Here is a 26098-nt window from a genome sequence, read left to right as displayed (position 1 = left end):
CATCACCCTTCAGCTTTCACTCGATGTCGGTTTATCCCTGTTGTAACGAAAAGGTGCTCTGATGAGGGAATCCTTCAGATCAGCAGGCCTCAATGGACCAAACGGCGAAAGATAGGGAACCCCAAACGACTCCAGACGTGCGAGATAAATCAGCAGCAGTACAGCCCCTACAGCAAGACCAAGCCCCCCTATAAAACCTGCTGCAAGAATGAGGGTAAACCTGAGAACCCTTACCGTATTGGACAGAGGAAAGGATGGGATCAGAAGGGTTGCAAGCATCGATAGCGAAACTATAATGATAAGTATATTACTGGTCAGACCCGCCAATACAGCCGCCTGTCCAATGACAATACCGCCTACTATACCTACAGTCTGCCCGACACGAGTGGGCAGCCTGCTTCCCGCTTCCCTCAGGACTTCAACTGCAAATTCCAGCAGCAGTGCCTCCAAAAGAGGGGAAAAAGGAACTCTCGCCCTTGAGCCGGCAATAATAACCATTAAGTCGGCAGGGATAATCAGATAGTGATAGCTCATCACAGCCACATATGAAGCGGTAATAAACAGGCCGATAATAAAACCGGCATACCTGAGGAGACGGATAAAGGTTCCGCTCAGCCAGTTGATATAGTAATCCTCCGCAGACTGAAAGGCTTCGTGAAAAGTATGGGGACCGATGAGGGCATTGGGATTCCCATCGGACAAAATGGCGATCTTACCACCCACAAGGTAGCTGCAGATTCTGTCCAGCCTTTCAGTCTCCAGAAGCTGCGGAAATACGCTGTACGGATGCCCCGTAATCAGCTCGTTAAGCAGCATCGTATCGTACAGGTATTCCACCTGATCCCCTGTCCCGGCAATCTTCTGTGAAATTTGAGCAAGGTGTTCCTTGTTTACTTTGGATTCCAGGTAAACAATTCTTACTCTTCTTTTGATCGTACCGATTTTATGCTGGATAACCCGCAGATCGGTCGTACGCAGTGCCTGCCGGATCAGCCCGACAGAGTGATCGAGGTTTTCGTTCAGGGCCAGCTGGGGGCCTACAATGGTGCCCTCGCTTTCAGGCGGTGTGGGATCCCTCATCGGATTGCTGCTGACATTGAGCATGCCGAGCCGTCCGTCTTTACCTACGACCGCGCAAAAGCCTTTAAGAAGCTTTTCCTTTACGGTTTCAGAATCATACGGCTCGTAATAAATCTGATGCGGTGTATGCGCAAGAGATTCCTGAAGCCGTTCATTCATAATAAGCGTCCTGAAATAGTAAACGGTGTATTCACCATGTACAGCTGTTTTAAAGTCGGCATGGTCCTCGCATAGTTTTGTAATCAGGGAAGCCTGACTGCGCTCGGCCGGCAGTTTCGGTTGTAAGGATTTTTTCATAGTAAGAGAACCTCGGGTTTGGCGTTAACATGTAGGATGTGCCAATTCAGTGCCTATATACAGACGCAGGAAGAATATAGAAGAATATAGGGGAAAGGACTATACTTGTCCTTCCCCTGCTCTCCAGCCATGCTTTTCTATACCGCACGTAAACCGGTTAAACTTCTTCTCATACCCCAGCCCCACCGTTCCCACCGGGCCGTCGCGCTGCTTGGCGATGATCACTTCCATCGTGCCATCTCCCGCTGTTTTATCGTAGTAATCCTCCCGGTACAGAAACGCCACTACGTCCGCATCCTGCTCGAGGCTGCCGCTCTCTCTCAGATCCGCGAGTGTCGGCCGCTTGTTCTGCCTCATCTCCACGCTCCGGGACAGCTGGGACAACGCGATCACCGGCACGTCGAGATCCCTTGCGATCGTCTTAAGAGCACGTGAAATCTCGGTCACTTCCTCCTGGCGGTTCGACTTGCGCCTTGCCGGCTGGAGCAGCTGCAGGTAATCCACCACGACGAAGTGGTCCCGGTCGGGATGCTCGCGCTTCAGGCGGCGGGTGTTGGCGTAAATCTCACTCGTCTGAACGTTCGAGCGGTCGCACATGTACAGGTTCGCCTCCGACAGTTCCCCCATCGCCCTCGTGTAGCGATCCCAGTCAGACGGGGCGAACCGCTTTCCCGGAAGCCGCATCTTCTGGGAGTTGATCCGCGCTTTGGCAGCGATCATCCGGTTTAACAGCTGCCTGGTTCCCATCTCAAGGGAGTAGACGTGGCCGAAGTGGCCCCGCTCCATGTGCCCCATAGCCATGTTCAGAGCGAGAGCCGTCTTCCCGACAGACGGCCGGGCTGCGAGAATGATCAGCTGCCCCTTCCCGTGACCGTTCGTCATCCGGTCGTAGCGTGACAGCCCTGTTTCAAGACCCTGTGACGCCTCCCCGCTCAGCGCCTCGTCAAACAGATCCTCGAGCGCCTCTTTCAGCTGAAACATTTCCTCCCCCTCACCTGTCTCCTCCGCCTGTTTCACTGTGTCGAGAAAATGATCCAGCTCCTCGTCGGTCACAACTTCCTCCGTTTTTGCGAGAAAGTCCTCCGCCGCCACGCGGATCTGCCTTTTTTTCCACGCATCGACGATCATCTTCTCGTACAGCCGGTACGCTCCGGGTGAGGCGACGGCGTCCATCATGCTGTTAAAGTCAAACTGCCCCATAAACGACTCACCCAGGCGGCTGTGGAGGGTGGCGAGGTTGATCGCTTCATCGTCCCCGGCAAGCGCCATACATACTGTGAGCAGCTGCCGGTGCATCATGCTGAGCTGATCGGGCTTTACCGAGAGTTCCCTCGCGATCCCGTTGTCCACGAGGATCGAGCCGATCAGCACCATCTCCGCTTCAACGTTGTACTGGTGCGCCACCGGCCTTCGCCTCCCACTCGTCGATCTCGTCAAGCACGCTCCGGTCCGCTTCCGGGCGGGGCCGCTCGAACAGGTCGTTGGCGGACGGAGCGAACCGGTTCGCCTTCGCGTAATTCCCGAGGCGCCGGATCACCTCATCGTAATCCTGGGACCCCATCACCATGTGCCAGATGCTTACCGTGGACTTTTCCACCTTCAGTCTGCCGGGGTAAAGCTCGTTAATGGCTTTCAGCAGCAGCGCCGTCTGTTCTTGCGTCATCTTCTCTCAGCTCCTTCAGAAGGTTTTCAAAGTCTTCGTCTTTCGGCTCCTCTTTCGGATCCTGGATCGACGTTTCGTTCAGGTACGACTCAAAACGGTGGCCAAAGAGTGTGAAGGGACGCAGGTAGCGGTTCATTTCCGGATTGTCCTTCCACGTCCGGGTCTTCTTCGTGATCACCTCACTGAAATCCATCGTGTCGTAGCCTTCCTGCCAGCGCTGCCGGATCAGCTCCCTCGTCTCTTCGTTTTCCGCTTTGAACGATTTGCCCGCCTGGCTGTTCAACATGTCCACAATCTTCGCGTACGGGATCTCTTGTGTCGTAATCTCTGTAGTAATCTCTGAAGTAATCTCTGGTATTGTTCCAACTTCCTGAACGCCTGGGCGAGCATCCGGAACCTCCGGGGCAACGTCCTGTAACTCCGGAAGATCGGCATAAAGATCCTCACCATCAGATCCTTCGTCCAGCCCGTCGGCATCCAGAGACTCGAGCCTGATCCGGTAGTCACAGAGCCTGTATCCAAGCCGGAAAAGATCCGCCTGCACCGTGTTCAGATTCACCCGGTACTGAAGCGTGTGATCCCACTTCGTCCGGGGATTGCGCCGCTCATCGATCCAGCCGTCATTCACGAGGCTGATCAGCACCCGGCGCATGGACACGTGGGAAATGGTGAGCATCGTCTCCTCCACCAGCTCGTCCGCCTTCTTGTACATCCACCCGTGTTCGAGCCCCGCCTTCCCGCTCGCCCCTCGCTCCTTCTCCTCCTCAATGTACGCTTTGAAGTTCCGCACCCGCTCACTCCAGTACAGCAGCTGCCCGAGCACCACCGCCCGCTTGTAATCCCCCGTCAGCGCCACCAGCTCTTCCTTCACCACAACCCGCTTCATCTTCCCCATGTAAAACCCCTCCTTCAATTTGTCCTTACACTTCTTAAGTAAAGCCGGAGGGTGGAAAAGGAGGAAAGGAAAATAAAAAAAGTGATCTTCTCGTGTGAGAGATCACTCATTACATATCCATATAACCATAAGATTCAAAGATTCAGCCCATCATTATATTTCCATAAAATTCTACATATTACACAGTTTCACATTTCAATTATGGTAAAATAGTGGAAAATAAAGCAATATAGAGGTGACATTATGTCTATCATCGATCGAGCTCTTTACCGAGCCTTTAACGGGAAACGAACCATCACTAAGCCTATTTTTGTCAAACCGTTCACCAGAGAGAACAGACACATCAAAAATCTCGAGGCCCTTCTGGAACAGACGAACGACGCGGATAAGAAACAGTGGATTGAACAGGACATCCTTTACGCAAAACAGGGTATTCAGGGAGAGGCAAACGTGGCATACGAACTTCAGCATTCCTTTACCCCCATGCTATGCCTTCACGATATCCGGCTCGAATATGACGGGTACACCGCACAATTTGATTTCATTATCATTACCCGCAAAGACATAATCGTTCTTGAGACGAAAAAACTTGCCGGGGACGTCACGATTACAGAAGACGGCGATTTCGTCCGTCTGTATAAAAACCGCTACGGCAAAGTGTACAAAAAAGAAGGCATTTACAGTCCGGTAACTCAAAATGAACGCCACGTGGAAATACTGCGGAACATTCTACAGAAAGAAAATCTTTTTAAGAACCCTAACATCCGGTCCGGTGTCGTTCTGGCAAATCCGAAAACCGTCCTGAATAAGTCCAGAGCCCCCAAACGTGTAAAAGAACAGATCTATAAATACAACCAGGTTAAAACGCTGATCCGCCGGGAGCTCGACAACCCCAAAAACGAAAAAGACACGCTGGAGAAATACCTCTACGATATCGCCAGCTTTTTAAAGACTAACCATACTCCAATCGAGATGGACCTCAAGGCAAAATACCGTATTGATAATACATCATCAGCGACCGCTCCCGAGGTAAAAACGGAAGCAGTTCTGGAACAGAAAATCCCAGACAGGATCCGCAAAAGCACGGATAAACTTGAGCAGGATCTCAAAGCTTTCAGACTAGAAACAGCCCGGGAAAACAACCTGAAAGCATACATGGTCTTCAGTAACGCCCAGATGGCAGAGCTCATTGCGGCATCTCCCACAACAAAAGAGGAGCTGCTGAACGTCAAAGGATTCGGCGAGAAGAAGGTGGAGATGTATGGGGAGCAAATTTTACGTATTTTTGAAAACGCTTCAACAACTCATTAATAAAACAGTCCATTCCCCTCCTTTCCTCAAACTGATATGATACTTGTGTACATAATAAAAGGAGGACTCGTCATTGAAAAAGAAAGTCAAAGTAGTCGCGGCGATCATTGAAAATAGCGAGCAGGAAGTCCTATGTGCCCTTCGCTCAAACAACATGTCCATTCCTAACATGTGGGAGTTTCCTGGTGGAAAAGTAGAAGAAGGTGAAAACCTTAGTACTGCTCTTGAGCGAGAAATTAAAGAGGAATTAGATTGTGAAATCGAAGCAAGCGAAGTTTTTAATGAAAACGTCCATGAATACGAGACATTTATCATCCAACTCATAGCATTAAAAGCTAAGCTTGTGAGTGGTACTCCAAAGGTTAGTGAACACGCAAAACTTGTTTGGCTGAAAAAAGAAAACCTAACTTCACTAGTATGGGCCCCTGCGGACATTCCAGCGGTAAATGAGCTAATTGAGTCTACATAAAAAAGCTAAGGTGTCACTCCATTTTGGAATGACACCCTTTTTTACACTTTTTCTGTTAGCTCAACGAACAACTGCTCCGGAATCGGATGCTCAAGTTTATATCGAAATTCTATTGGTTTATTCCCTCTGTAGCTTAAGGTCTCCTCAACTTCTCCTAGATAAATAAACGGTTCTGTGTTGTTTTCAAGGGATCTGTATTTTCGCACAAACAGGTGCACTCTTGTTCCACGCTTGCGATGATGAATAAGGTTTTTTCCAGTATCCGTATCTTGGCGTGTAGTGTGAGGCGATTCCCATTGGAAAATATCACGATCAATGATTTTATCGTTATAGTTCAACCTTTCTTCTACATCCGCCTCTTTGTGTAAATCGATGTACAAGAAATAATTGTTCCCGCTCGGTATTAAGCCAGATCCTCTAAATGAAGAATGACTTTTACGGAAATTACTTAATAAGGCCGCATCCCTCATCTGATACTGTTCGTACAACTTAAAGAACGGCTGCCCAAAGTTCCGTGAACCAAATTCCCATTCGTACCGATGAAGCCCATATTCAATCGTATCCTCGATATAAGCTAGTTTGTGATTGTCCTCTATTAGACTCGTCAAGAACTCACTTCTTCTCACTAAATTCCCATCATGCTCTACTAATTTTGGTATCGTACTTTTCTCTCGTGAATCAAAAAAAGCTTGACTGAGAAATTCCATACTGTGTAAAGCGGTATCTTCATCTACTCCCTCTACCCATTTACCCATTTCATTCCTTGATTCGTCTAATGAGACACTTTCTTTTGAAAGCAACTTCAACAGAATTGCAAAATCGTGGGGACGCTTTATTGGTAGCATAGAAGAGAGCCATTTTAAGGCCTTTTCAAATTCTCCCGATACAAACGCTTGTAGTTCTTTATCCTTTTCAGCGTTTGCAACAAAAGCAGGATAAGTACCTTTTTTCTTCACAAAACCAACAGGATCTGGTGCTCCGTCATACTTATGATAATCCATTAAAAAGTAAGGAACTTCTCCATTACGAACGCGCTTAAATTCTTCATACTGCTCTTTTAAATACTTCATAGAAGTAAATCGCTCTTGCTCAAGCTGTTCTAAAATCTGTTCTTGCGCAATTCGATCCATCTGAATATGTGTAGCACCAGGTATGTGAGCAAAACCAGTAGCAACCGCCACTTTTAACGTCTCTTTGTCGTAATACCGTTGGCCATTTAAAGCGATCGCAATGAGAAATGATTTTGCGTAATTCCCTATAAAATCGAGTACAGTCAAGAATTGTTTGTTTTTATGTTTACGCAGTCCACGCCCTAACTGCTGGATAAATATGATCGGTGAGTTTGTAGGCCTGAGCATAAGAACGAGATTAACTGAAGGGATATCGACCCCTTCATTGAAAATATCGACGGTAAAGAGAAACTGCAGAGGATGATGATCATCTTCCAAATCATCAATTCGTTGTTGCCGTACATTTGTATCTGTATTACCGGTTAAAAAATCACTATTAATACCTAACTTGTTAAACTCATTAGCCATAAATTCCGCATGCTCTCGACTTGCGCAAAAACCTAGTCCCTTTCGAACCGGTCCATCGTGGCCGTAAAACAGCATCTTATCACGAATAAAGTCCACTCGTTCTTTTACATTTAAGCGTGACGTAATCTCATCGATGTCTTCAGGGGCTACATCGCTCAAATCGATCCCATCTATGTCGGTAATCCCAAAATAATGAAACGGTACTACGATGTCATCTTCCAGCGCATCGTGTAATCGAACTTCTAGAGCGACGTTATGATCAAAGATTTCAAAGATAGAAACTCCGTCGCCTCTTTCTGGTGTTGCTGTCATCCCTAAAGTGAATTTTGGATTAAAGTAGTCCAAAACCTCTTCGTAAGATTGCGCTGCTGTGTGATGCGCTTCATCATAAATGATATAGTCAAATTCACTTGGATGAAAATCGGTGTAGTAGTTAGACAAAGTACGTATATTAGCAAATAAATAATCTGCGCCTAAATCCTTTTGGGTTCCAGTTAAAACACCAAACGTAACAGGGAAATTCTCTAATAATACCTCAAACGTTTCTTTTGCTTTTTGCAAAATTTCTTCCCTGTGGACAATAAATAACAATTTCTTAGGCTTGTATTTTCGAACGTCAAAAGCAGACATAAAGGTTTTACCTGTACCGGTAGCTGCAATAACAAGAGCTTTTGATTCACCTAATGACCTAAGTCGCTCTAAATTTTCCATCGCTCGTCGCTGCATGGAATTAGGAGTAAAATAGGCAGGCTCTTCGTGTATTTTTTTCTCTCTTATAACAACATGTTCCAACTTCTCATGCATTTCTTTATAATCATTGAGAAATTGATCGTCTGCTACATTACTTCGTTCCCATAAACTCTCATACTCTCTTAATACTTGTTTCATGAAGACATCTTCTTGTTTGGAAATAATCCTCACATTCCACTCCACGTTGCTTTTCAAGGCAGATTGAGTGACGTTAGAGGAACCAATAATCACTTTGTAGCTGTCATCGTATTCAAATATGTACGCTTTTGTATGAAAGCCGGTGTTTTGTTGATCGGTTAAGAAAACTCTAACGTCAACTCCAGGAAATGTTGTTAGTTTTTCAACTGCTTTAGGCTCAGTGAAATTTAGATATGTAGATGTAATTACGCGTCCAGAAACTCCTCTATTGGTTGCTTCATTTAACGAATCTAACAAAAGTTGAAGGCCACTATAATTAATAAATGCCACGCTGATATAAAATCGTTTACAAGATTCTAATGAGCTGGTTAATTCTTGCCAAAGGTTCTTTGAACCGCTATTGACGATTAATCCGTAATTATCCATAAAAAACTCCTCCTTACCACTGCTTCCTAATTTTAACACGATCTTATTTTTCGTTCAGTTTTTGAGAATTAAATTCCGGGTACACCTCACATAGATTAATCATTTGAGAGGGGTGATCCCATGAACAGAAAGCTCGACTGGAGCAGAGACAACATTCTGGCGTATGAGTTCAACGAGAAGGTGTCGGAGGAGGAATACAAGGGCATAGTCGCCGAGGTGGAGGAGAAGCTTTCGGAGTACGGGAAGGTGCGGATTTTTGCCCGGATCCCGGAGCTTGTCGGAACGGAACTTTCCACCCTGGATGACAGGCTGCGTTTCCTAAAGGATAATGATCTGGAGCGTCTCGAGAAATACGCGATCGTCGGGGAGGCGAAGATGGTGGAGACTATCGCCAAGGGGGCGGATGCCCTCACCGGCGCCAACATCCGGCACTATACGCTCGATGAAGAGGAAAAGGCGAAGCAGTGGATAATGGAAGATTAATAATCCGCGCCTTTTACGGTTGAGAGGTGAAGAAAGCTCGATTCCACTGGAACCGGGCTTTTCAGCATGACCGACAGTTAACCCTCAATTTCCGCTTTAGCCCTATGCATGACGATTCTTTTATACCTGAATAATGGTTTCTACCACCCTTGGAAACTCCGACCGCTGGTGAAGGGATTTCAAAATACCCTTGCACCGGCCGTGTTTTCGCGGTACAGTAACCTTGTAACACCAATACTTAATTTAGAAGGAGGATGGTTAGAAGATGTTTTCAGTCAGATTGCGTTACCCGGCTTTGAACCAGTAATTTTATACGTTCAAAGGCTCTGCCGGTGAGCGGCGGGGTAAACGGGACCAGTCTGTCCAATTCTAATCATCTTTCATGTATAGACGCACAGGACACGTGTGCAGATGAGGAAAGGCAGCTTCGGCTGTCTTTCTTTTTTGATCAGGGTACGTCTGTTTTTCTGCAGGCTTCTTTCGCTGTATATCTGTGTCCGGCCTCCATGTTCTGGAGCTGTGTGCTCGTTTACTCCCCAATCACAGGCAGATGTCTGTGATTTTTTTTCATGACGGGAGGAAACGTAATAATGGAACAGCTGTTGATCAAGTTAACGAAAGTCAAAATGTCATTTTCAGATACTCAGGTACTGGATGTTCCGGATTTATCGGTATACCAGTCCGACCGGATCGGCATCGTAGGCAGGAACGGTTCTGGGAAAAGTACACTCTTGAAACTGCTCGGAGGTGTGATTGAGCCCGATACAGGGCAGGTTCTGCGCCACGGGGAGTTCGGTTATTTTTCCCAGACAGACGCACCTGTTACCGAGGAGGCAGACGGTGCCCTCCTCAGCCGGTTTCACGTGCCGGCTGGGGCTCCTCACCTTCTCAGCGGCGGGGAACAGACGAGGCTGAAGCTGGCGTCCCTCTTTTCAGAGTACCGGGAAGGACTGCTCATCGATGAACCGACAACCCACCTGGACCGGGACGGCACCGCGTTTCTGGCAGACGAACTCCGGTGGTACTACGGTACACTGGTGCTTGTAAGTCACGACCGCTGGCTGCTCGATGAGCTTGTCACAAAAATCTGGGAAGTGGACGACGGTATGGTAAAGGAGTATGCAGGGTATTACTCCGATTATGAACAGCACAAACAGGCGGAACGAAAGCGGCAGGCCGAGGAGCACGAACAGTACGTGAAAACGAGAAACCGTCTGCTCGCTTCTGCCGAGGATAAAATGAAAAAAGCCGAAAAAATCGCCGGTCCGGGAAAGCAGATAAGCAAAAAGGAAACAAAGGCCACAGCAAACCGGATGTTCATGACCAAATCGAAAGGCACGAGCCAGAAGGCAGCGCATCAGGCGGCAAAAGCAATTGAACACCGGGCCGAAAAGCTGGAAAAAGTCGACGCGCCTGAACAGGAAAAGAAACTCCGCTTCCCCCTTTCCAGCGCGCTTACGATTCACAACAAATTCCCGGTCATGGGAGACCGGCTCACTTTACGGGCGGGCGACCGCGTACTGCTGGAAAACACAGCCTTTCAGTTTCCCCTCGGGCGTACCATTGCCATTACCGGCCCCAACGGATCGGGAAAATCGACCCTTCTAAAGGCGATACTGAATGGTGACGAAGGCATCGTCCTTTCACCGAAAACCGTCTTCGGGGTGTACGAGCAGCTGGCCTACCGCTTCGAGAAGGACGAAACGGTGCTCGAGTATATGAGAACAAGGACGGACGCTGATGAAAGTATGATCCGCAGGGTGCTTCACATGATGCACCTTTCGGGGAATGACCTGAACAAAAGCGTCCTCGAGCTGAGCGGCGGAGAAGCGGCACGCCTTGTACTGTGCCGGCTCTTTATGGGGCAGTATAACGTGCTCGTACTCGATGAGCCGACCAACTTTCTCGATATGCCGTGCATGGAGGCGCTGGAGCAGTTTATTGAAGCATACGAAGGAACGATCCTTCTTGTTTCACACGACCAGGCGCTCCTGAACCGGACCGCAGACTGCATTTATGAAATCGAAAACCAGACATTAAGTAGAAGAAAATAAGGAGATGATTGTGATGACGATCAAACAAATTTTAAAACGGGCTGCTGCGAACGGCCTCAATATTAAAGAAGAATCCGTAAAACTGAACGAATCGGGCCTCGATTTCCAGGTTGCCCACGCAGAAGACGCTTCCGGGGAGAAATGGATTCTCCGTCTTCCCCGGAGAAGCGATGCCATGAAAAAAACAGTGCTGGAAAAGCAGGTGCTGGACGTAGTCAGCCGGCACGTGTTGTTTGAGGCCCCTCAGTGGGAGATTTTCACGGACGACCTCATCGCCTACCGGCAGCTGTCCGGAGTTCCTGCAGGGACGATCGATCCGGAAATCCAGAACTACCGCTGGGAATTCGATATCGACAACGTGCCCGCTGCCTATTTTTCCTCACTCGGGAAAGTGCTCGCCGACCTTCACCGGGTGCCGGCGGAGAGCGTGAAGGACGTGACTGGCCTCAAGGTTCAGACGATTACGGAAGCAAAAGCAGAACTCGCGGAACGGATGACCAGAGTGAAAGCAGACATCGGCGTCGGCCAGGAGCTCTGGGACCGCTGGCAGGCTTGGCTTGAAAACGAAGCCGTCTGGCCGAAGCACACCGCCCTCGTTCACGGGGAGGTTCATGCCGGCCATACGCTCATAGACGGGGACGCCAGGGTGACCGGCCTGATCGACTGGACGGAAGTGGCGGTAACCGATGTGAGCCGGGACTTCATGGCTCCTCTGATGATCTTCGGGGAATCAGGTCTCGACCAGGTGATCAGGGGCTATGAGGAAGCCGGTGGAAAAACGTGGCCTGGCATGCGGGAGCACGTGATCGAGCTCCAGAGCACGTACGGGCTTGAAATTTATGAGTTTGCGAAGGAGTCCGGCTCTGATGAATATATGGAAATGACCCGGGAAAGCCTCGGAGTCTCAGTTGAATAAGAGAAGGCTAGAAGAAAAACCCGTGCGAGGCACGGGCTTTTCTTCTAGAGTTTTGTATCATCATAGGTTTTCATAATAATTTCTAATTTTTTTCGCGATCAATTTTCGTCTTTCATCAAGAAACTCCTCATAGTTATTTACGTCCATATCGAGTACTGATTCTGGTATACAATTCATTCGAAAGTTCTTGTCTAGACCTTCGTTATCTGAAATCTCCCCAATTGTAAGTTCGCCTGTTCTTATTTGGTTTTTAATCTTCTCCATATAATCTTTTGGTGCCTGTGCCCGAATAGCTAGATTAACGGCCTGTTCGGTGTATGCATAGTTGGCAATTTGATTGTACTGCCTACGGTTATTATACCCATTATTTTGCAAGTACTTTTTCGGGAAAACGTGATGGACATCTCCTCTTTCCTCAATTAGCTGCTGAACAGTAATGGATTTTGAAAGAAAAGCATAATCTTTATCGTAAATCTGTGCCATTACATATAAATTAAAATAAGGACTGCTTGTAACTGATGTATCCAGATTCGTAGGCAACACATTCTCCCAGTAGGCGTCAGATAGTTCACCATCCTCAACTCGCTTAACATAATTGACAGGATCATCACTTGCGGCAAACCTTTTTATATCAAAATCAAATGTGGATTCAGGAGAACCTGAGTAACGTTCCGTCAAAACAGAAGCAACCAGCCACTTCCTTACGATTTGATTTATCTTAGCATCATGGATTCTTTTCTCTCTAAGAAGTAGGAAGAGCGCATAGGTAAAATTCAGTGCGTTCTGGGATCTAACCAGCTTAGAGTTAATGACACCGGCTGACTTTAGAATGATAATAAATCGTTTAAAATTTGTTTCATTGACAAACTTTAAAACACCATCGTTGAGTTTTTCAAAAGATTCTTCAGCAATCTCCTCTTTATATTCTCTTGTTTCAAAGTCTCTGCCTGATAATAAACTCACCAGGTTTGAAAGACGACCTCTAAGGAATTTAAAGGTAAATGCCACCCTGAGTAAGTCAGAATAACTTGGCTCGTAAATATTAGTATTATATGATTTGACCCATTCTATTTTTTTGAAATTATCGGTCTGAGCAAATTCCTGGTCGTTTTCTTTAATGTTCTCATAAATAGCAGGACTCTTAATAAGATGGCAAAAATAATCCACCGTTTTCCTAATTAGAGGACCCTCATATTGATCATTTACAGACACTTTGGACATGGCAAAATCAGCCTGACTTAAATTCACACCAGATGAATTTATTCGGATGAATATCTCCGTTACCTTTTCGATATCAAGGGTATGGGCGAGTTCAATCACCCCAATGGAACTGTAACGAATATTGATCAGTTTTTGTAGAATTTCATTTAACCTGTTATTTGTAACCTCGGGATTTTGCTCACAATAACGGCTAATAAATCCAAAGAGATCAAATCCTTGCTGAAAAATATCCGAGATATCTGGAATCCACTTTTTATCTTTTGTTATAGCTGGGTTCTGTACCTCAAAAATCTCTTCAATTGGATTAAAAGCAATTTTAATTCTTCTTTTGCTATACTCTTTTGTAACTACTTCTTTCCCAGATATGGCAGCCATTATAGCGGTAACACGCTGCTGCCCATCAATTAATATTCTCTTCCCTTGTGAAATTGTCCCATCTTTTAATCTGGCATCAGGATTTTGCCAAGTAATTATGTATCCCACAGGATAATCATTATAGAGTGAATCCAATAAGTCTCTGACTTTTGATGATTTCCATACAAACGGCCTTTGAATCTCAGGAATTGCAACAACTCCCTGTTCAATCCAGCTTACCAATGCATTAATATTTGTATTGTTAACCTGATAATTAGACAACTACACCACTCCCACCCTTTTCTACTTACATTCATCATAACAAAAAACAACAGTTTCTTTGAATTTAAAGAGAGCCCGAAACAGCCTTGGGGTCTCAACTGAGTAAGAAAATCCCAAAAGGAAACCTGTGCTAATGTAGCACGAGTTTTTCCTGTGAATATAACAGCAAAACACAGCCCTTGTTTTCTTTATCCCGTTGGCTCTGTTAGGATCTTCTCTTGTGAAAGCGGACTCACAAATGTGCTTTCGTCGATGTCTTCGAACTTTGGGAGGGCACATGTTTGCCTGTCGACCATCCAGAGGATGCAGAAGCACACTCCGGCAATGTCGCTGATCCTCTAGGCGGCTGAGAACACTCTCCTCAGGTACTACTTTGAATCGTTGATAAGGAAGTTTGTGTTGACCCAGGAAGCCATTAGTCACTGTGAAAACATGCCTTCACAATGCACAACTTCAGACCAGTCGTTCCACCAGTAAGTGACAATGACCCGACAGAGCCCGTTTCTGACAAAAACTGACGTTACCGGGCGCTCGCTGACGGTTTTTCCAATATAGTCATGCACCCAGAAGCCTTCTCCGGCGTATGAATGGGAGTATGAGACGAAAAAGGAATCGGGGTTGTCCGCTTCCGGGGAGGGGCGTGTGCAGTTGGAACCTAAGAACAGCTCAAAACAGGGAGCCGTCAGTGAACTGCCTGATGAGGTGAGGAGTTTCGTGCAGGTTCTGCCTGAACTCCTTATAGATCCGTCGGCCGGTTCACCGGGCAGGGCGGAAAACCCTTACGATGTCTCCCTAAGCCTGAAGCTGGCGTTCGTGCTTTCACTCCTAGCAGTATTCGGCGAAGCTCTGGGCCTGTACGCCGTAAAAGTCGCCATCGACGAGGAGATCCAGGCGAATCTGGAGGCCCAGCAGGCAAAGCGTGAGCAGGACTCGAAATTCAATGATCTTCAGGATCAGATTACTGCTCTGCAGGAGCAGCTGAAAAAGTTCAGCCAGAACGGGCAGGGAAATTCTATGACATCACGCCGGCACCATACAGGACCCTCAGCGCAGTCAGGGTATTCCTACTCAGGTAAATAATAGACAAAAAAGCGATCCTCTTGCCGTTTTCCCCGGCAGGGATCGCTTTTTTCAATGAGAAAGTGATCGTGTTTTCCTCCGTTCCACCTGTAAACACGCTAGCCGATGTACCTCGCTCCCGCAGAAACAATCAGGCAGAGCCAGACGATCGTCATGGACAGGTAAAAACCGTACATCCCGTCTTTTTTGTATGCCTCTCCCCTTCGTTTCTTTTTCCGGTACTCTCCGGAGAACAGGGCGAGGGAAAAGAAAAAAGCAATCACATACAACACAAGAAAAAACACAGTGTTCACTCCTCACGAATCCTCGTCAGTTTATGACGTGACGAAGCAGCTGTACATCGCGGTACTCGTTTTCAAATGGTTCTCTATCAGGCAGTACTTTCACCTTTTCGAATCCGCACTTTTCGTAGCTGCGGATCGCTCTTGTGTTGCTCACCTGGGGATCGATATAAACAGCGTCGATGCCGGTGCGGTGCAGGTGCCGTACGACGAGCATGAGAGCCCGTGTGCCGATCCCGCGGTTCCAGAGCTTTTCGTTTCCGATAAACAGGTCGGCGCCGTAAGCGCTCTCGCCCTCATCCACACCATAAGCACGTCGCTCATCCTCTTTGAGAGGGTAATACTGGAGATATCCTTCCGCCCTGCACCTCCATTCCATGATGCAGGGTGTCACGTAGTGCTCCCCCCGGGCTCTAGGGCCGTACTTTGCGACGACCCGGCTGTAGGAAAAAGAAGCAGAAGGTCCCTCTATGTACTCGAGCACCGCCGGGTTATTGAGCCAGCGGTGCAGACGTTCGTAATCAGCCTTATGATCATCCATGCGTCTGACCGTCACCTGTGAATCCTTCAGAATCATGTACCTGGTTCCTCCTCAATTCAGATCCGTTTCTTTCTGTTTCCGGTTACGGATCACCCTCCCCGCTTCCGGGAAGGACACGTTTATTCGTATTTTATTCACATTTTTTCTGCGGCATTTCTATTTCTCAGGAGGTGAATCCCCAGCGTTACCGCCCCCATGACCAGCCCGTTTAATGCGAGGACGATCGTTAGAAACGCCACCCCGTACGCATACCCTTCAGAACTGTTCGCTGAGGCAGCGGCCATGCCGGCAAAATAAAAAACAGCCGGTGCGGCAAACATGCAGCCTGCCACCCGGACGAGGGAACGGAACCGGACCCAGTTTACAAGAAAAAGAACCCATCCGGTCAGAAGAAATCCAATTGCGATCAGAAGCATGCCGTCATCCCCTCTGCATATGGTTATCCATCTACTGGTTTATTTTAGCATAAATATCCAGTTAGCGGATGACAAAAAAGAACCAGTTTTGGGCGGTGCGTGAAGGAAAGCCCGGTTGTTGTACTAGTTTCTGTACTTATTTGAATTTACCTGTCCTTATTTGGATTTACTTGTACTTATCCCAAAATGGTCTCCCCGGCCTCAGGTTGTCTGCCGGGAAAAGTTCTTCTACCTCAAAAAAAGCCCTGCTCAAACGAAGAGCAGGACTTCAGTGTCTTTTTAAAGGTAGCTTTCCCTGGATCGAATCGATTCTGCAAGGGAGGACTTGACTGTTACATTATCAAAATTGAGCCCCAGCTTCACCGCGGACTGGGCGATCTCCGGGCGCATGCCTGAAAGTGTGGTCGTGACACCGATCAGCTCCATAGCGTGAATCATCTGCATCAGCTCGGATGCCACGATCTGGTCAATCTTCACGACGCCGGAAAGATCGAGGAGCAAGTAATTGACCCCGTGCTGGGCGCACTGATTCATCGCCTTTTCCTTGATCACGTGGGAGCGGGCAATATCGATGTCCCCCACTAGCGGCAGAAGTGCCACCTCGGTGCTCAGCCGGATCACAGGGGAGCTCAGGTCGTCGATCAGTTCCTGCTGCTTCTCAAGACGGTTTTTCGCCTCTTTCGTATGCTCTTCCACGAACGTGATGGTCACTTTCCGGAACATCCGGTCGATGTGGCTGTACCAGTGGAAAAACTCCTGAATGGAATACTTGTCCTTATATTTTTCTGCAAACTCCTCGATCAGCTTGAGATGCTGATCCTGCGTGCGGTTGAATTCTTTCAAAATGGCGTAAAGGGGGGTTTTATGATGCTGTTCATCCACCGCTATCTCTATGATCCATTCATCGAGCTTTTTTTCAAAAGCTCCGTTTTCCTGCCTGAAGACTTCAAAAAAGCGCTTGTGAAACTCGGTGTTCTGTCTTTTAAGGTTATTAATCACTTCGGGATCGGTTGATCCGTAAACCACACTTGAATCCGATTTGTCCAGTGAGGCGTACCACTCCTCCGTGAGCCGGTTCACATTTTCATTTAAAAACGCATACAATTCCTCATTCTGCGGCACTTCTTTCGCCTCCCTACTGCTGGTTCTTTATTGAGCATACCGCATCTGGTAAGACCTGTCGATAAAGAGCACTTATAAGTTGATAAATAATTATCCTCCCTCTTCCAGCTCCCCTTCCCTTCTCATATACCGCTCCACAATCCCACTGACAATTTCCCCTGTATTCAGCACCACCGGAAGATCCGCAAGCCATTTATAGCCGTTGCCGCCGTTTGCCAGGTAGCTGTTAGTGGCAATGGTGTACATTTTATCCGGGACGAGAGGTTCCCCGGCAATCCGTACGTCCGCAATCCGGCTTCCAGGTGGCTTTTTGGCATTGAACGAGTAGTCGATCCCGCTCACCTGCAGAAAACCGCCGCTTTCCCCGGGAAATTGACTCACGCTCTGCTCGAGGGTTTTCTCCACGTCGCTGCCGCTCAATTCAAGCACAACAACGGTATTGGCAAACGGCAGTGCGTTAAGGAGATCCCGGCGTGTCACGGGACCTTCAGGAAGACCAGCGCGGATGTTTCCCCCGTTTGTGAACGCTGCTTCTGCCCCGGTTTCCACGCGAAAGGCATCTGTAATCAATGTGCCAAATGATGTCTGCCGCGTCCGGACCGCTGTCCTTCCTCCTTCAAGCTCCTGATCAAATACAGCAATTACCTCGTCGAGCATCTCTGCCCACTCCACTTTTTCCTCCTCCACGAGAGCTTCCATGGCTTTGTCCGGCTCAATGCCCGGGTGGTCCCGCACAAGGGAACCGCTCATTCCCACAAGGTCCCCTTCAAAAAAAACGAGATCTGCGACACTCACCGCTCTCCCGTGTCCGGCAGACTGCGTAAGGTATGTTCCGTGATGGAGCAGGGGTTTCTCGATTGCCGTATGGCTGTGGCCTCCGACGATCAGGTCGATGCCGTCCACCTGTTCAGCGATTTGCTTATCCTTAGCTATACCTGAATGAGAAAGCACGATTATGTGATCCGCGCTTTTCCTCAGCTCGTCTGCGTACCGCTTTGCCGTTTCGATTTCGTCCAGAAATAGGACGTCCTTCACGTTTTCAGGGTCGGTGCTCCCAACTGTCGTCTGTGTGGTCACACCGATTACGGCGAACGTTTTGCCGTGAGCATCGAACGTCATGTACGGTGAGGAAAACGGGCGCTTGTTTTCTTTTTCCACTGTGTTGGCACTGAGCACCGGGAACGAGGCGAGTCCGATGAGCTCCCGGAGGCGCTCGGTGCCGTAGTTGAAATCGTGGTTGCCGGGAGTCATGGCATCGTATGGGACGCGGTTCATGAGGGCGACTGCCGTCTCCCCGCGTCCCAGATTGACAGCGGTTGTGCCGTGAAAGGTGTCGCCGGCGTCAAATACATATGTATCATCGTTTCGGGCTCGGGCGCGGTTGGCGATGGCAGCGATTTTCGCCATGCCAAGCTCCCCGTCTTCCGGGTTGTAGCTGATGCGGCCGTGGACGTCGTTGGTGGATACGATCGTCACGCGCTCGAAGTTGTCGCGGTAGTTTTTAAGGAGCCTTTGCATCGTTTCCGGTGTGAGCGGAGCGTCGGTCTCATCTTCTAAGAGGCCGAACTGCCGAGCATCCACAAGTGGGGTATCGGACGGGCTGCGGAGGTTGAGGGAGCGGATCGCGATGGCTGCAGCCTCGTGAATGGTTATGGGAGCTGCGGGATCGGTATTTTCATCAGTGAGGCCGATGCGGATGGCGGTTTCAGCCGCGGCTTCCTCTCCCGGATCCACATCCATTGCGGTGAGCAGTTTTTCCAGATAGCCGCCTGTTGAAACATCCGTGTCTGCATGGATGGAAGCGGGAAGCGGAATGGAGATGAAAAAGATCATAGCGAAGATGACGTACAAGGATTTTGACATGGGAACTGCTCCTTTCCACCGGTTAGCATCCCGCAGCGGGGAGGGTTTCATGTAGACAGCCGGCAAAAAGGAGACAGGGATGGTACGATAAAAGAAAAAAGGAGTGCGGTTTAGTATGAAGGATCAGGTAATTTTCCGCCGAGCGGGAATGGGCGACCTGCCGGTACTTGTGGGCATGCTTGCAGACGATGAGCTGGGGAGAAAGCGTGAAAATTTCACCGATCCCCTGCCGGACAGTTATACTGCCGCGTTTGAAGAGATCGAGCAGGATGGCAACAACGAGCTCGTAGTAGCTGAGCGTGATGGGCGGATTTGCGGGATGATACAGCTGACATTTACACCCTGCCTCACCTACCAGGGCGGGTGGCGCTGCACGGTGGAAGGCGTCCGGACCGCGTCTTCCGAACGGGGAAAAGGGCTCGGGACACAGATGTTTGAATGGGCTATTGCCCGGGCAAAGGAGCGTGGCTGCCACGTGATTCAGCTGACGACAGATAATCAGCGCCCCGATGCGAGGCGCTTTTACGAAAAGCTCGGTTTTAAAGCAAGCCACGTAGGGATGAAACTGCACTTTTAGTCCGCTCTCACCTTTGGTCTACTCCGTAATGATAAAAAGAACGAGCGTGGTGACAATCACTGTTACGATCTGCATGACAACAAGATCCATATTGCCTGCTGCTGTGGCGGCGAAAATCACATAATACACCAGCACTGTCATCATGCCGAGCCAGTGCCTTCCCCCGATCCGGTTGGCAGCCACCGCCGCCAGCACCGTAAACAGGAGCGGGACAAACGTATGGTCAAAGACAAACTCATATAAAAGCAGGCCGGCAAGCAGAAACGCAAGCCCGATTCCGAATCCGGCAGGAATGTTATCCTTCACAGTTCAGTCACCTCAGTTTCCGGGTATTTTTCGCTGGTGTTAGTTTGGGTCAAATTGTGTTAAATATGCTGAACGTGATTATCAGGAGACACAAGCTTGTCTTAATTTTATTTACTTTTGCTTCATGAACCGTTGATACACGCTTTTTCATTTATCCTGATAATTCCTAACCAATAAAAAAGAGACGCCTAAGCGCCCCTAATCCTGCATTTCGTATTGAACAAGCCCGAAACCGACTCCTGTCGGGTCTGTCAGATAGGCAAGATAAAACCCGTCAAATTCCATTTTTTCGCGAACTACCTGTGCCCCGTGTTCCTTCGCTTTCCCAATCGTTTCGTCGATACTCTCGACTTCGATCTGAATCCTTGTGCCATGGGGGAAATCAGCCGGGCCTTTCACAATGCCGCCTCTGATTTCCCCTTTTGCATCCCCGCTGTCCACAGCCCGGTATCCCCAGTGAGGCTCGGAGATCTCCCATCCGAACACCTCCGCAAAAAACGCCGATGCTTTTTCCGGGTCCTGACTGTTCAGTTCAAATCCGACTACTCTCCCCATCTGCTTCGCCCTCTTCCATTTGGAATTTCCTGCCACACTCTGCAATTCCATGGTCGCACAGAAAACTCCTCCTTTTACCGGAAAAACAGTTCATCAAACGGGACAAGGCCGAATGCATTCAGCCTGACACCTTTCAGCCGCTCTGAAAACGCTGCTTTCTGGTACGTCCAGTAAAGCGGCAGCACAGCCGCATCCGTGATGAGGAGATCCTCGATTCTGCCGAGACGCCCGATCCGTTCCGGCAGTTCCGGCCGGACAGCGGCGTCCTTCAGCCGGACGGAAATTCTGCTGAGTGTGTCCTCATCCAGCAGGTTCGGCAGGATGCCTGCAGAAAACAGTCCCCAGAGCACGGCTTCCTCGGCTTCATCCGAGGGGCTTTCGGCAAGAATCAGATCGGCTTTCTGCGCCTCTTCCGAAAACCGCTCGTACGGCACGGCCCGCACATGCACCTCGATGCCGAATGAACGGCAGATCTGTGTCAGATAGTCTGCGTCCTCCCTGTTTGGCGGGAGGTCATAGGTGACGAGCACCAGATGCTGTGTCATCTCCTGTTCTGGCGGACTGTCCTCCGGATCCAGACGATCTGCCATCCTCCCCGTTTTAAAGAAGCTCGGAGCCGGCCTTTCCCTCGGATAACCGAGATCTGCCACGAGAGAGTCCCGGTCCACGAGGGAGAAGACTTTTTTCCTGAGTTCATCGTTGTTCCTCACCGCGTCTTTTTTCATGTTCCAGATGAGGTACTTCACGCTGAGTCCGCGTTTTACCGTGAGGCCTCCGCGCCCGTCGGTGCTTTCTGCAGGCTGAAACGGCAGATAAGGAAGCGGCTCATTGCCGATCTGCTCTGTATTCATAAAAGCTTCATACGAAGTGAGAAAGTGGACAGTAATCCGGTCCAGGTGAGGGCGCTCCCTGAAATAGCGCTTATGCGCAGCCAGTTCAAGGTGTTCTCCGTCATGGTTTCTTACGGCAAAAGGCCCGGTACCCACTGGCCGTATCGCGAAATCTTCTTCCGACATTCCCGCTAAATGCGCCGGAACGACAGCACTTGTGGCAGACGTAAGCAGAACAGGCAGGGCAAAGAGCGGTTCATGCAGTTTTACAGTCACTTTCAGGTTATCAGAGGCTTCAGCCGATTCAAGGAAAGGATCGAGCCACTCCAGGCGATGGAGGGAAAAAACGACGTCCTCTGCGGTGAGGATCCTGCCGTTGTGAAAACAGACGTCCTTTCGCAGGTAAAAGGTCCATTCCTGGCCGTCAGGGTCCGCTTCCATGTGGTGAGCCAGCCCCGGCACAACGCGGCGGGTCCTCGGTTCCCAGTCAAACAGCGTATTGAAGATATGAACGGTGAAGTGCCGCTCGGACTGACGTAAAGCTTCAGCAGGATCCAGCGAGTAAAACCTGCGGAAATAAGGAATATGCAGATGATCTTCCGTCTCGTTTCCGGAAATGCTGACTCCGGCAGTACCGAACCAGTGCCGGAAAAACTGCTCCATCACACTCGTGTCTTTTTCAAGGATTCCGTACTCTCTTGTGAGGGAAGCAAACCGCTGCAGATCCTTATGGCTATCCGACTCCTCTGCGTATATGTCCACAGCGTCTTCAAGCGACAGCATAAAGGTGGCACGGGTCACGTTCCCTCTCCCTCTTCCTTTCGTCCTTTTCATCCATCCTTCTTCCTCAAGATTATTCAGTACGTGAATGGCATTGCGCTCCGAACAGCCGAGCGTCTCAGCCGCAGCCTCCCTCGTCAGCTTCACCTGCGTTTCTTCCCCTTCGTAAAACGTGCCAAAAAGCCTGAGATAGTGGTCGATCAGCTTCATACGTCCGCCCCCCCTGAAAAGGTGAAATTAAGAATATATTCTTTCACTTTTACTTCTCCTATATTGCTTTACACTTGGATAAAGAAAGGAGAAGATCGGCAAATGAACAGTGAAACAAAAGGACACCTATTAAACACAGCGTCCGTCATCATGGTTGCCATCGGTCCCCTTCTCGCAAAGTTTGGCCTCGGATCGGTGCAGCCGGCACAGGCTGCTGTTATAAATACTGTGACGATCATTCTGGCCAGTCTTTTGTACGGATTCGCCGCAGGGCGCCCCGTTACCTTTTACAGGGAGAAAAAAGTGATGGCGCTTGCTCTGTTCAATACCCTCGGCGTCATCTTTTTATTCCTCAGTCTCGATCTTCTGTCACCGGTTCAGATCGGTTTTCTCGGCCGTTTTTATACTGTTTTTGCGGTACTGCTTTCTGTTGTTCTGCTTCGGGAGGTACTGACAAAGCGCGAGTGGGGGTGGATCGGTGCAGCGCTGGCAGGCGTGTTTCTCTTCGTGGAATCAGGCAGCGGCTACACTGGACAGCTCACCGGCACCATGTTCGCACTTATGTACACGTTCTTCTTTGCACTCACCAACATTTATATCAAGCGGACGCTTTCCGACCGGCGTGAACCGAATTCCCTGCTGTTTACCTCAAACACCGTAACACTGGCGGGCGTCCTTCTTTACGCCGGCATTTCAGGAGGGATTACGTCCTCATCCTGGTCCGTTTCGGGCACAGCCCTCATCGTTCTGTCTTCTTTATGCAGCGGGTTCGTCGGCACGATTCTTCTCTATGAAGCTTTGAAATACCTCCGTTTTTCAATCGCAAACGCGACAAGGGCGTTCAGCCCTGTTCTCCTTGCCGTCATTTCCTATCCGTTTTTCCCGGTTCCCATCACCTGGCAGAACACCGCCGGGGCTGTGATTCTTGTAGGCTCAATTTTGTTTCTGAGCCGACAGGGAAAAACAAAATCATCTGATTGAGTTGTGATAAAATAGAAGCAGATTTAGTTTCCACAAATAACCATTCAGGAGGACTTAACGGTATGGATACAGCCGCAAACAAAAAAACAAACACGAAAGCTGCAGTCGGTCTGACCGCAGGAATCATTTCCCTGCTTATTCCTGGACTGGGGATCGTTTTTGCCGTCACTGCCATCGTTTTTTCCATATTGGGGCGAAAGGAAATGAATCGCCTGGCAGAGAGCGGGCACGGTCTCGCCACGGCTGGTCTCGTCTGCGGTATTGCTGCGATTGTAATCAATGTTTTTCTGGTTTTGATTGGCGTATTTAATTTATACATGGGACCGACTTTGTAAGGAGGACTCGAGCAACTGATACGGCGGTCTTAATGAGTGTATTTCGCTAACTGCTTCTTACAGCACCTTATAAGCCGCTCTTATGGTGGTGTATTTCACCTCCTCTCTTTTTCAGCACCTTATAACACGCTGTTATGCTGGTGTATTTCACCAAACGCCTCTTACGCCACCTTTTAACCCGCTGTTATGCTGGTGTAATTCACCAAACGCCTCTTACACCACCTTTTAACCCGCTGTTATGCTGGTGTAATTCACCAAACACCTCTTACACCACCTTTTAACCCGCTGTTATGCTGGTGTAATTCACCAAACGCCTCTTACACCACCTTTTAACCCGCTCATATGAGGCTATAATTCACCAAACGCCTCTTACGCCACCTTTTAACCCGCTGTTATGCTGGTGTAATTCACCAAACGCCTCTTACACCACCTTTTAACCCGCTCATATGAGGCTATAATTCACCAAACACCTCTTATACCACCTTATAACCCCGTTTTATTACGCTGTAATTCACCCCCTGCCTCTTACGCCCACCTGTGGACCGCTTGAAGCTTTAAAACCTGCATCAAATCACCAAAATAAAAATAAACCCCTTCTCTCTTATAGAAGGGGCTCTAGTACGTTTCCTATTTATTTAGTATTTTTTCAGCAGATACCTGAGCGGTATTAGCGACACGAGCACAATGAGGAGCGCACCGGGCGCAGCCTGATAGTAGATCGCTTCGCTCGCCTCGTAGTAGACCCGTACGGCGAGGGTATCAAATCCGGGCGGCCGGAGCATGAGTGTCGCCGGAAGCTCCTTGATGGAACTTACAAACACGAGGGCTCCTCCGGCAAAAACACCCGGCATAATCGAAGGCAGGATCACTTTGATCATGACCTTCCACGGCGGGTAGCCGAGGCTTCGGGCCGCTTCATCGATCCGCGGTGACACGAGGCTAAGAGACGCCTCCCCTGCCTGCATCGCCTGCGGCAGGAAGCGGACCACAAACGCCAGTATGATCAGGTAGTACGTATTGTAGAACGCCGGAATGTGCGTGTTGAAGATGAACACCATCCCAAGCGCCACGATCACACCCGGAAGCGCGTAACCGGCGTAGCTGAGCTTATCGATCCCCGTTGAAATCATCGACGGATACCGTGACTTCAGGTAGATAACCGGCAGCGCCAGGATCATGGAAGCAACCGCTGCAAGGGCGGATACTTTAAGACTGTTCCAGGCAAAGCCAAAGAAACGCGAATCAATCACGTGCTGCTCAAACCCGATGTACGTCCAGTAAACGAGGACGCCGATCGGAAGCGCCACGGAAAACACAAACACAGTGCTTACATATACAAGCGCCAGCGGCTTCCATTTTCCAAGTTTCAGTGTATCCGGTTCACGGTAGCTGTTGGACGTCTGGTAGAACTTGTTCTTTTTCCTGGTGCGCACTTCGATCCAGAGGATCACCATCGTGAGCAGGATGAGCACAAGGCTCAGCACCGACGCGGATGCTGTATCAAAGCTCGCCCGCTGGAAATAAATCGCCGCTGTAAACGTAACGTAACGGAGCATGGCGATCGCCCCGAAGTCACTGAGAACGTAAAGGGAAATAAGAATCGCACCGGCACCGATCGCCGGACGCAGAAACGGCAGATTGACTTTCCAGAAGACCTTTGCCGTCGAATAACCCTGCGAACGCGCCACTTCCTCGTAGTTCCGGTTCATCCGGCGGAGCGACGCACTCACGATCAGAAATACGTACGGATACGTAAACAGGGTCAGAACGAGAAATACACCCCAGAACGAGTAGATGTTCAGAGCATAGTCCCCGAGAAACGGCACTGCTTCCCACCAGTCCCGCGCCCATCCGCTCGGACCGAACACGATGATGTAGGTTACCGCACCGACGTATGGCGGAATCACGAGGGGCAGCGCCATCAGCCACTGCCACGCCCGCCGTCCCGGGAGGTCGGTTCGCACCACGATCCAGGCAAGCGACACCCCGATGGCAATGGCAAGGACCGTTACGGCAATGGTGAGTGACGCCGTATTCCAGAGAAGAGCAGGAATTCTTCCGTCCAGCAGGCGCAGCCACGAGTCGGCTCCGGCAAAAAGAGAACGCCACGCTACATAAATAATGGGCACCGACATGATCAGTGCCACAAAAAGTCCCGCAAGTAAAAGGATCAGGCCAGGCGGATTTCCGTTCCACACCGCCCTCCAGCGTCTTCCGAAAAAATGGAGAAGGGCTGGAGACCCTGAGCCTCCAACCTTCGCATCGTGTCCGGTATTTTTTTGGCTGTTCTGGCTGTTGTTGTGATCCGTCATCCTGCTCTTCTCCCTTAGACTGGCTGTATCTT

The 26098-nt window shown here is 49.3% G+C and carries 24 protein-coding genes; 9 read left to right on the top strand and 15 right to left on the bottom strand.

Annotation, left to right across the window (positions count from 1 at the left end; all coding sequences use genetic code 11):
* Positions 1-9: 9 nt before the first annotated feature.
* The 4 genes from FGB90_RS00215 to FGB90_RS00200 form a co-directional block, all read right to left on the bottom strand.
* Positions 10-1377 carry a spore germination protein gene (locus FGB90_RS00215; protein WP_138808495.1) on the bottom strand — a complete coding sequence of 456 codons (1368 nt, stop codon included), beginning with the start codon at positions 1375-1377 and terminating at the stop codon, positions 10-12.
* Positions 1378-1476: 99 nt separating this feature from the next.
* Positions 1477-2781: a replicative DNA helicase gene (locus tag FGB90_RS00210; protein ID WP_138808494.1), complete on the bottom strand. Its 1305-nt coding sequence runs from the start codon at positions 2779-2781 to the stop codon at positions 1477-1479.
* Positions 2759-3040 carry a replicative helicase loader/inhibitor gene (locus tag FGB90_RS00205; RefSeq protein WP_138808492.1) on the bottom strand — a complete coding sequence of 94 codons (282 nt, stop codon included), beginning with the start codon at positions 3038-3040 and terminating at the stop codon, positions 2759-2761. The genes FGB90_RS00210 and FGB90_RS00205 overlap by 23 nt, the downstream gene beginning before the upstream one ends.
* Complete coding sequence (locus FGB90_RS00200; protein ID WP_138808491.1) at positions 3000-3935, bottom strand: conserved phage C-terminal domain-containing protein; 936 nt, start codon at positions 3933-3935, stop codon at positions 3000-3002. The genes FGB90_RS00205 and FGB90_RS00200 overlap by 41 nt, the downstream gene beginning before the upstream one ends.
* A gap of 243 nt (positions 3936-4178) precedes the next feature.
* Here FGB90_RS00200 and FGB90_RS00195 point away from each other — a divergent pair, with 243 nt between their 5' ends.
* Together FGB90_RS00195 and FGB90_RS00190 are read left to right on the top strand one after the other, a co-directional pair.
* On the top strand, positions 4179-5246 hold the full coding sequence (locus FGB90_RS00195) for an NERD domain-containing protein (RefSeq protein WP_138808490.1): 1068 nt from the start codon (positions 4179-4181) through the stop codon (positions 5244-5246).
* A gap of 73 nt (positions 5247-5319) precedes the next feature.
* On the top strand, positions 5320-5715 hold the full coding sequence (locus FGB90_RS00190; RefSeq protein ID WP_138808489.1) for a (deoxy)nucleoside triphosphate pyrophosphohydrolase: 396 nt from the start codon (positions 5320-5322) through the stop codon (positions 5713-5715).
* Between the two features lie 41 nt (positions 5716-5756).
* Here FGB90_RS00190 and FGB90_RS00185 read toward each other — a convergent pair whose 3' ends face one another.
* Positions 5757-8567 carry a DEAD/DEAH box helicase gene (locus tag FGB90_RS00185; protein ID WP_138808488.1) on the bottom strand — a complete coding sequence of 937 codons (2811 nt, stop codon included), beginning with the start codon at positions 8565-8567 and terminating at the stop codon, positions 5757-5759.
* Positions 8568-8687: 120 nt separating this feature from the next.
* Between FGB90_RS00185 and FGB90_RS00180 the strand changes: the two genes are divergently transcribed.
* The 3 genes from FGB90_RS00180 to FGB90_RS00170 all read left to right on the top strand — a co-directional run bounded on the left by FGB90_RS00180 (position 8688) and on the right by FGB90_RS00170 (position 12020).
* Positions 8688-9050, top strand: a complete 363-nt coding sequence (locus FGB90_RS00180; RefSeq protein ID WP_138808487.1) for a SpoIIAA family protein — start codon at positions 8688-8690, stop codon at positions 9048-9050.
* A 590-nt stretch (positions 9051-9640) separates the two neighbouring features.
* Positions 9641-11104, top strand: coding sequence for an Msr family ABC-F type ribosomal protection protein (locus tag FGB90_RS00175; RefSeq protein WP_138808486.1), 1464 nt, complete (start codon positions 9641-9643; stop codon positions 11102-11104).
* Positions 11105-11117: 13 nt separating this feature from the next.
* The gene (locus FGB90_RS00170) at positions 11118-12020 is read left to right on the top strand and encodes a macrolide 2'-phosphotransferase (protein ID WP_210237221.1); all 903 of its coding nucleotides are present in this window, start codon (positions 11118-11120) and stop codon (positions 12018-12020) included.
* A gap of 60 nt (positions 12021-12080) precedes the next feature.
* Here the strand turns inward: FGB90_RS00170 and FGB90_RS00165 are convergent, their stop codons facing one another.
* On the bottom strand, positions 12081-13877 hold the full coding sequence (locus FGB90_RS00165) for a DUF262 domain-containing protein (RefSeq protein WP_138808485.1): 1797 nt from the start codon (positions 13875-13877) through the stop codon (positions 12081-12083).
* 642 nt (positions 13878-14519) lie between these two features.
* On the opposite strand from FGB90_RS00165, the gene FGB90_RS00160 reads away from it, so the two are divergent.
* Positions 14520-14957, top strand: a complete 438-nt coding sequence (locus FGB90_RS00160) for a hypothetical protein (protein ID WP_138808484.1) — start codon at positions 14520-14522, stop codon at positions 14955-14957.
* A 98-nt stretch (positions 14958-15055) separates the two neighbouring features.
* Here the strand turns inward: FGB90_RS00160 and FGB90_RS00155 are convergent, their stop codons facing one another.
* From FGB90_RS00155 to FGB90_RS00135, 5 genes are all read right to left on the bottom strand, one after another.
* On the bottom strand, positions 15056-15241 hold the full coding sequence (locus tag FGB90_RS00155; protein ID WP_138808483.1) for a hypothetical protein: 186 nt from the start codon (positions 15239-15241) through the stop codon (positions 15056-15058).
* Positions 15242-15266: 25 nt separating this feature from the next.
* Positions 15267-15815 carry a GNAT family N-acetyltransferase gene (locus tag FGB90_RS00150; protein WP_138808482.1) on the bottom strand — a complete coding sequence of 183 codons (549 nt, stop codon included), beginning with the start codon at positions 15813-15815 and terminating at the stop codon, positions 15267-15269.
* Between the two features lie 98 nt (positions 15816-15913).
* Entirely contained in the window at positions 15914-16195 is a 282-nt protein-coding gene (locus FGB90_RS00145; protein WP_138808481.1) for a hypothetical protein, read from the bottom strand.
* A gap of 279 nt (positions 16196-16474) precedes the next feature.
* Entirely contained in the window at positions 16475-17317 is an 843-nt protein-coding gene (locus FGB90_RS00140; protein ID WP_138808480.1) for an STAS domain-containing protein, read from the bottom strand.
* Positions 17318-17407: 90 nt separating this feature from the next.
* Entirely contained in the window at positions 17408-19180 is a 1773-nt protein-coding gene (locus FGB90_RS00135) for a bifunctional metallophosphatase/5'-nucleotidase (RefSeq protein ID WP_171051634.1), read from the bottom strand.
* A 115-nt stretch (positions 19181-19295) separates the two neighbouring features.
* Here FGB90_RS00135 and FGB90_RS00130 point away from each other — a divergent pair, with 115 nt between their 5' ends.
* The gene (locus FGB90_RS00130) at positions 19296-19757 is read left to right on the top strand and encodes a GNAT family N-acetyltransferase (protein WP_138808478.1); all 462 of its coding nucleotides are present in this window, start codon (positions 19296-19298) and stop codon (positions 19755-19757) included.
* An 18-nt stretch (positions 19758-19775) separates the two neighbouring features.
* Here FGB90_RS00130 and FGB90_RS00125 read toward each other — a convergent pair whose 3' ends face one another.
* The 3 genes from FGB90_RS00125 to FGB90_RS00115 all read right to left on the bottom strand — a co-directional run bounded on the left by FGB90_RS00125 (position 19776) and on the right by FGB90_RS00115 (position 22438).
* Complete coding sequence (locus tag FGB90_RS00125) at positions 19776-20063, bottom strand: hypothetical protein (RefSeq protein ID WP_138808477.1); 288 nt, start codon at positions 20061-20063, stop codon at positions 19776-19778.
* A 198-nt stretch (positions 20064-20261) separates the two neighbouring features.
* Complete coding sequence (locus FGB90_RS00120) at positions 20262-20618, bottom strand: VOC family protein (RefSeq protein ID WP_138809894.1); 357 nt, start codon at positions 20616-20618, stop codon at positions 20262-20264.
* 74 nt (positions 20619-20692) lie between these two features.
* A complete protein-coding gene (locus FGB90_RS00115; RefSeq protein ID WP_138808476.1) occupies positions 20693-22438 on the bottom strand; it encodes an ABC transporter substrate-binding protein in 1746 nt (581 codons plus the stop codon).
* A 102-nt stretch (positions 22439-22540) separates the two neighbouring features.
* Between FGB90_RS00115 and FGB90_RS00110 the strand changes: the two genes are divergently transcribed.
* Both FGB90_RS00110 and FGB90_RS00105 read left to right on the top strand, forming a co-directional pair.
* Positions 22541-23419 carry a DMT family transporter gene (locus FGB90_RS00110; RefSeq protein ID WP_138808475.1) on the top strand — a complete coding sequence of 293 codons (879 nt, stop codon included), beginning with the start codon at positions 22541-22543 and terminating at the stop codon, positions 23417-23419.
* Between the two features lie 62 nt (positions 23420-23481).
* Positions 23482-23754: a DUF4190 domain-containing protein gene (locus tag FGB90_RS00105; protein WP_138808474.1), complete on the top strand. Its 273-nt coding sequence runs from the start codon at positions 23482-23484 to the stop codon at positions 23752-23754.
* A 635-nt stretch (positions 23755-24389) separates the two neighbouring features.
* Here the strand turns inward: FGB90_RS00105 and FGB90_RS00100 are convergent.
* Positions 24390-26066, bottom strand: a complete 1677-nt coding sequence (locus tag FGB90_RS00100; protein ID WP_138808473.1) for an ABC transporter permease — start codon at positions 26064-26066, stop codon at positions 24390-24392.
* Between the last annotated feature and the right edge of the window lie 32 nt (positions 26067-26098).

It is taken from the genome of Alteribacter natronophilus (genome assembly GCF_006007885.1).
GTDB lineage: Bacteria > Bacillota > Bacilli > Bacillales > Salisediminibacteriaceae > Alteribacter > Alteribacter natronophilus.
This window is presented reverse-complemented; position numbering and strand designations above follow the sequence as displayed.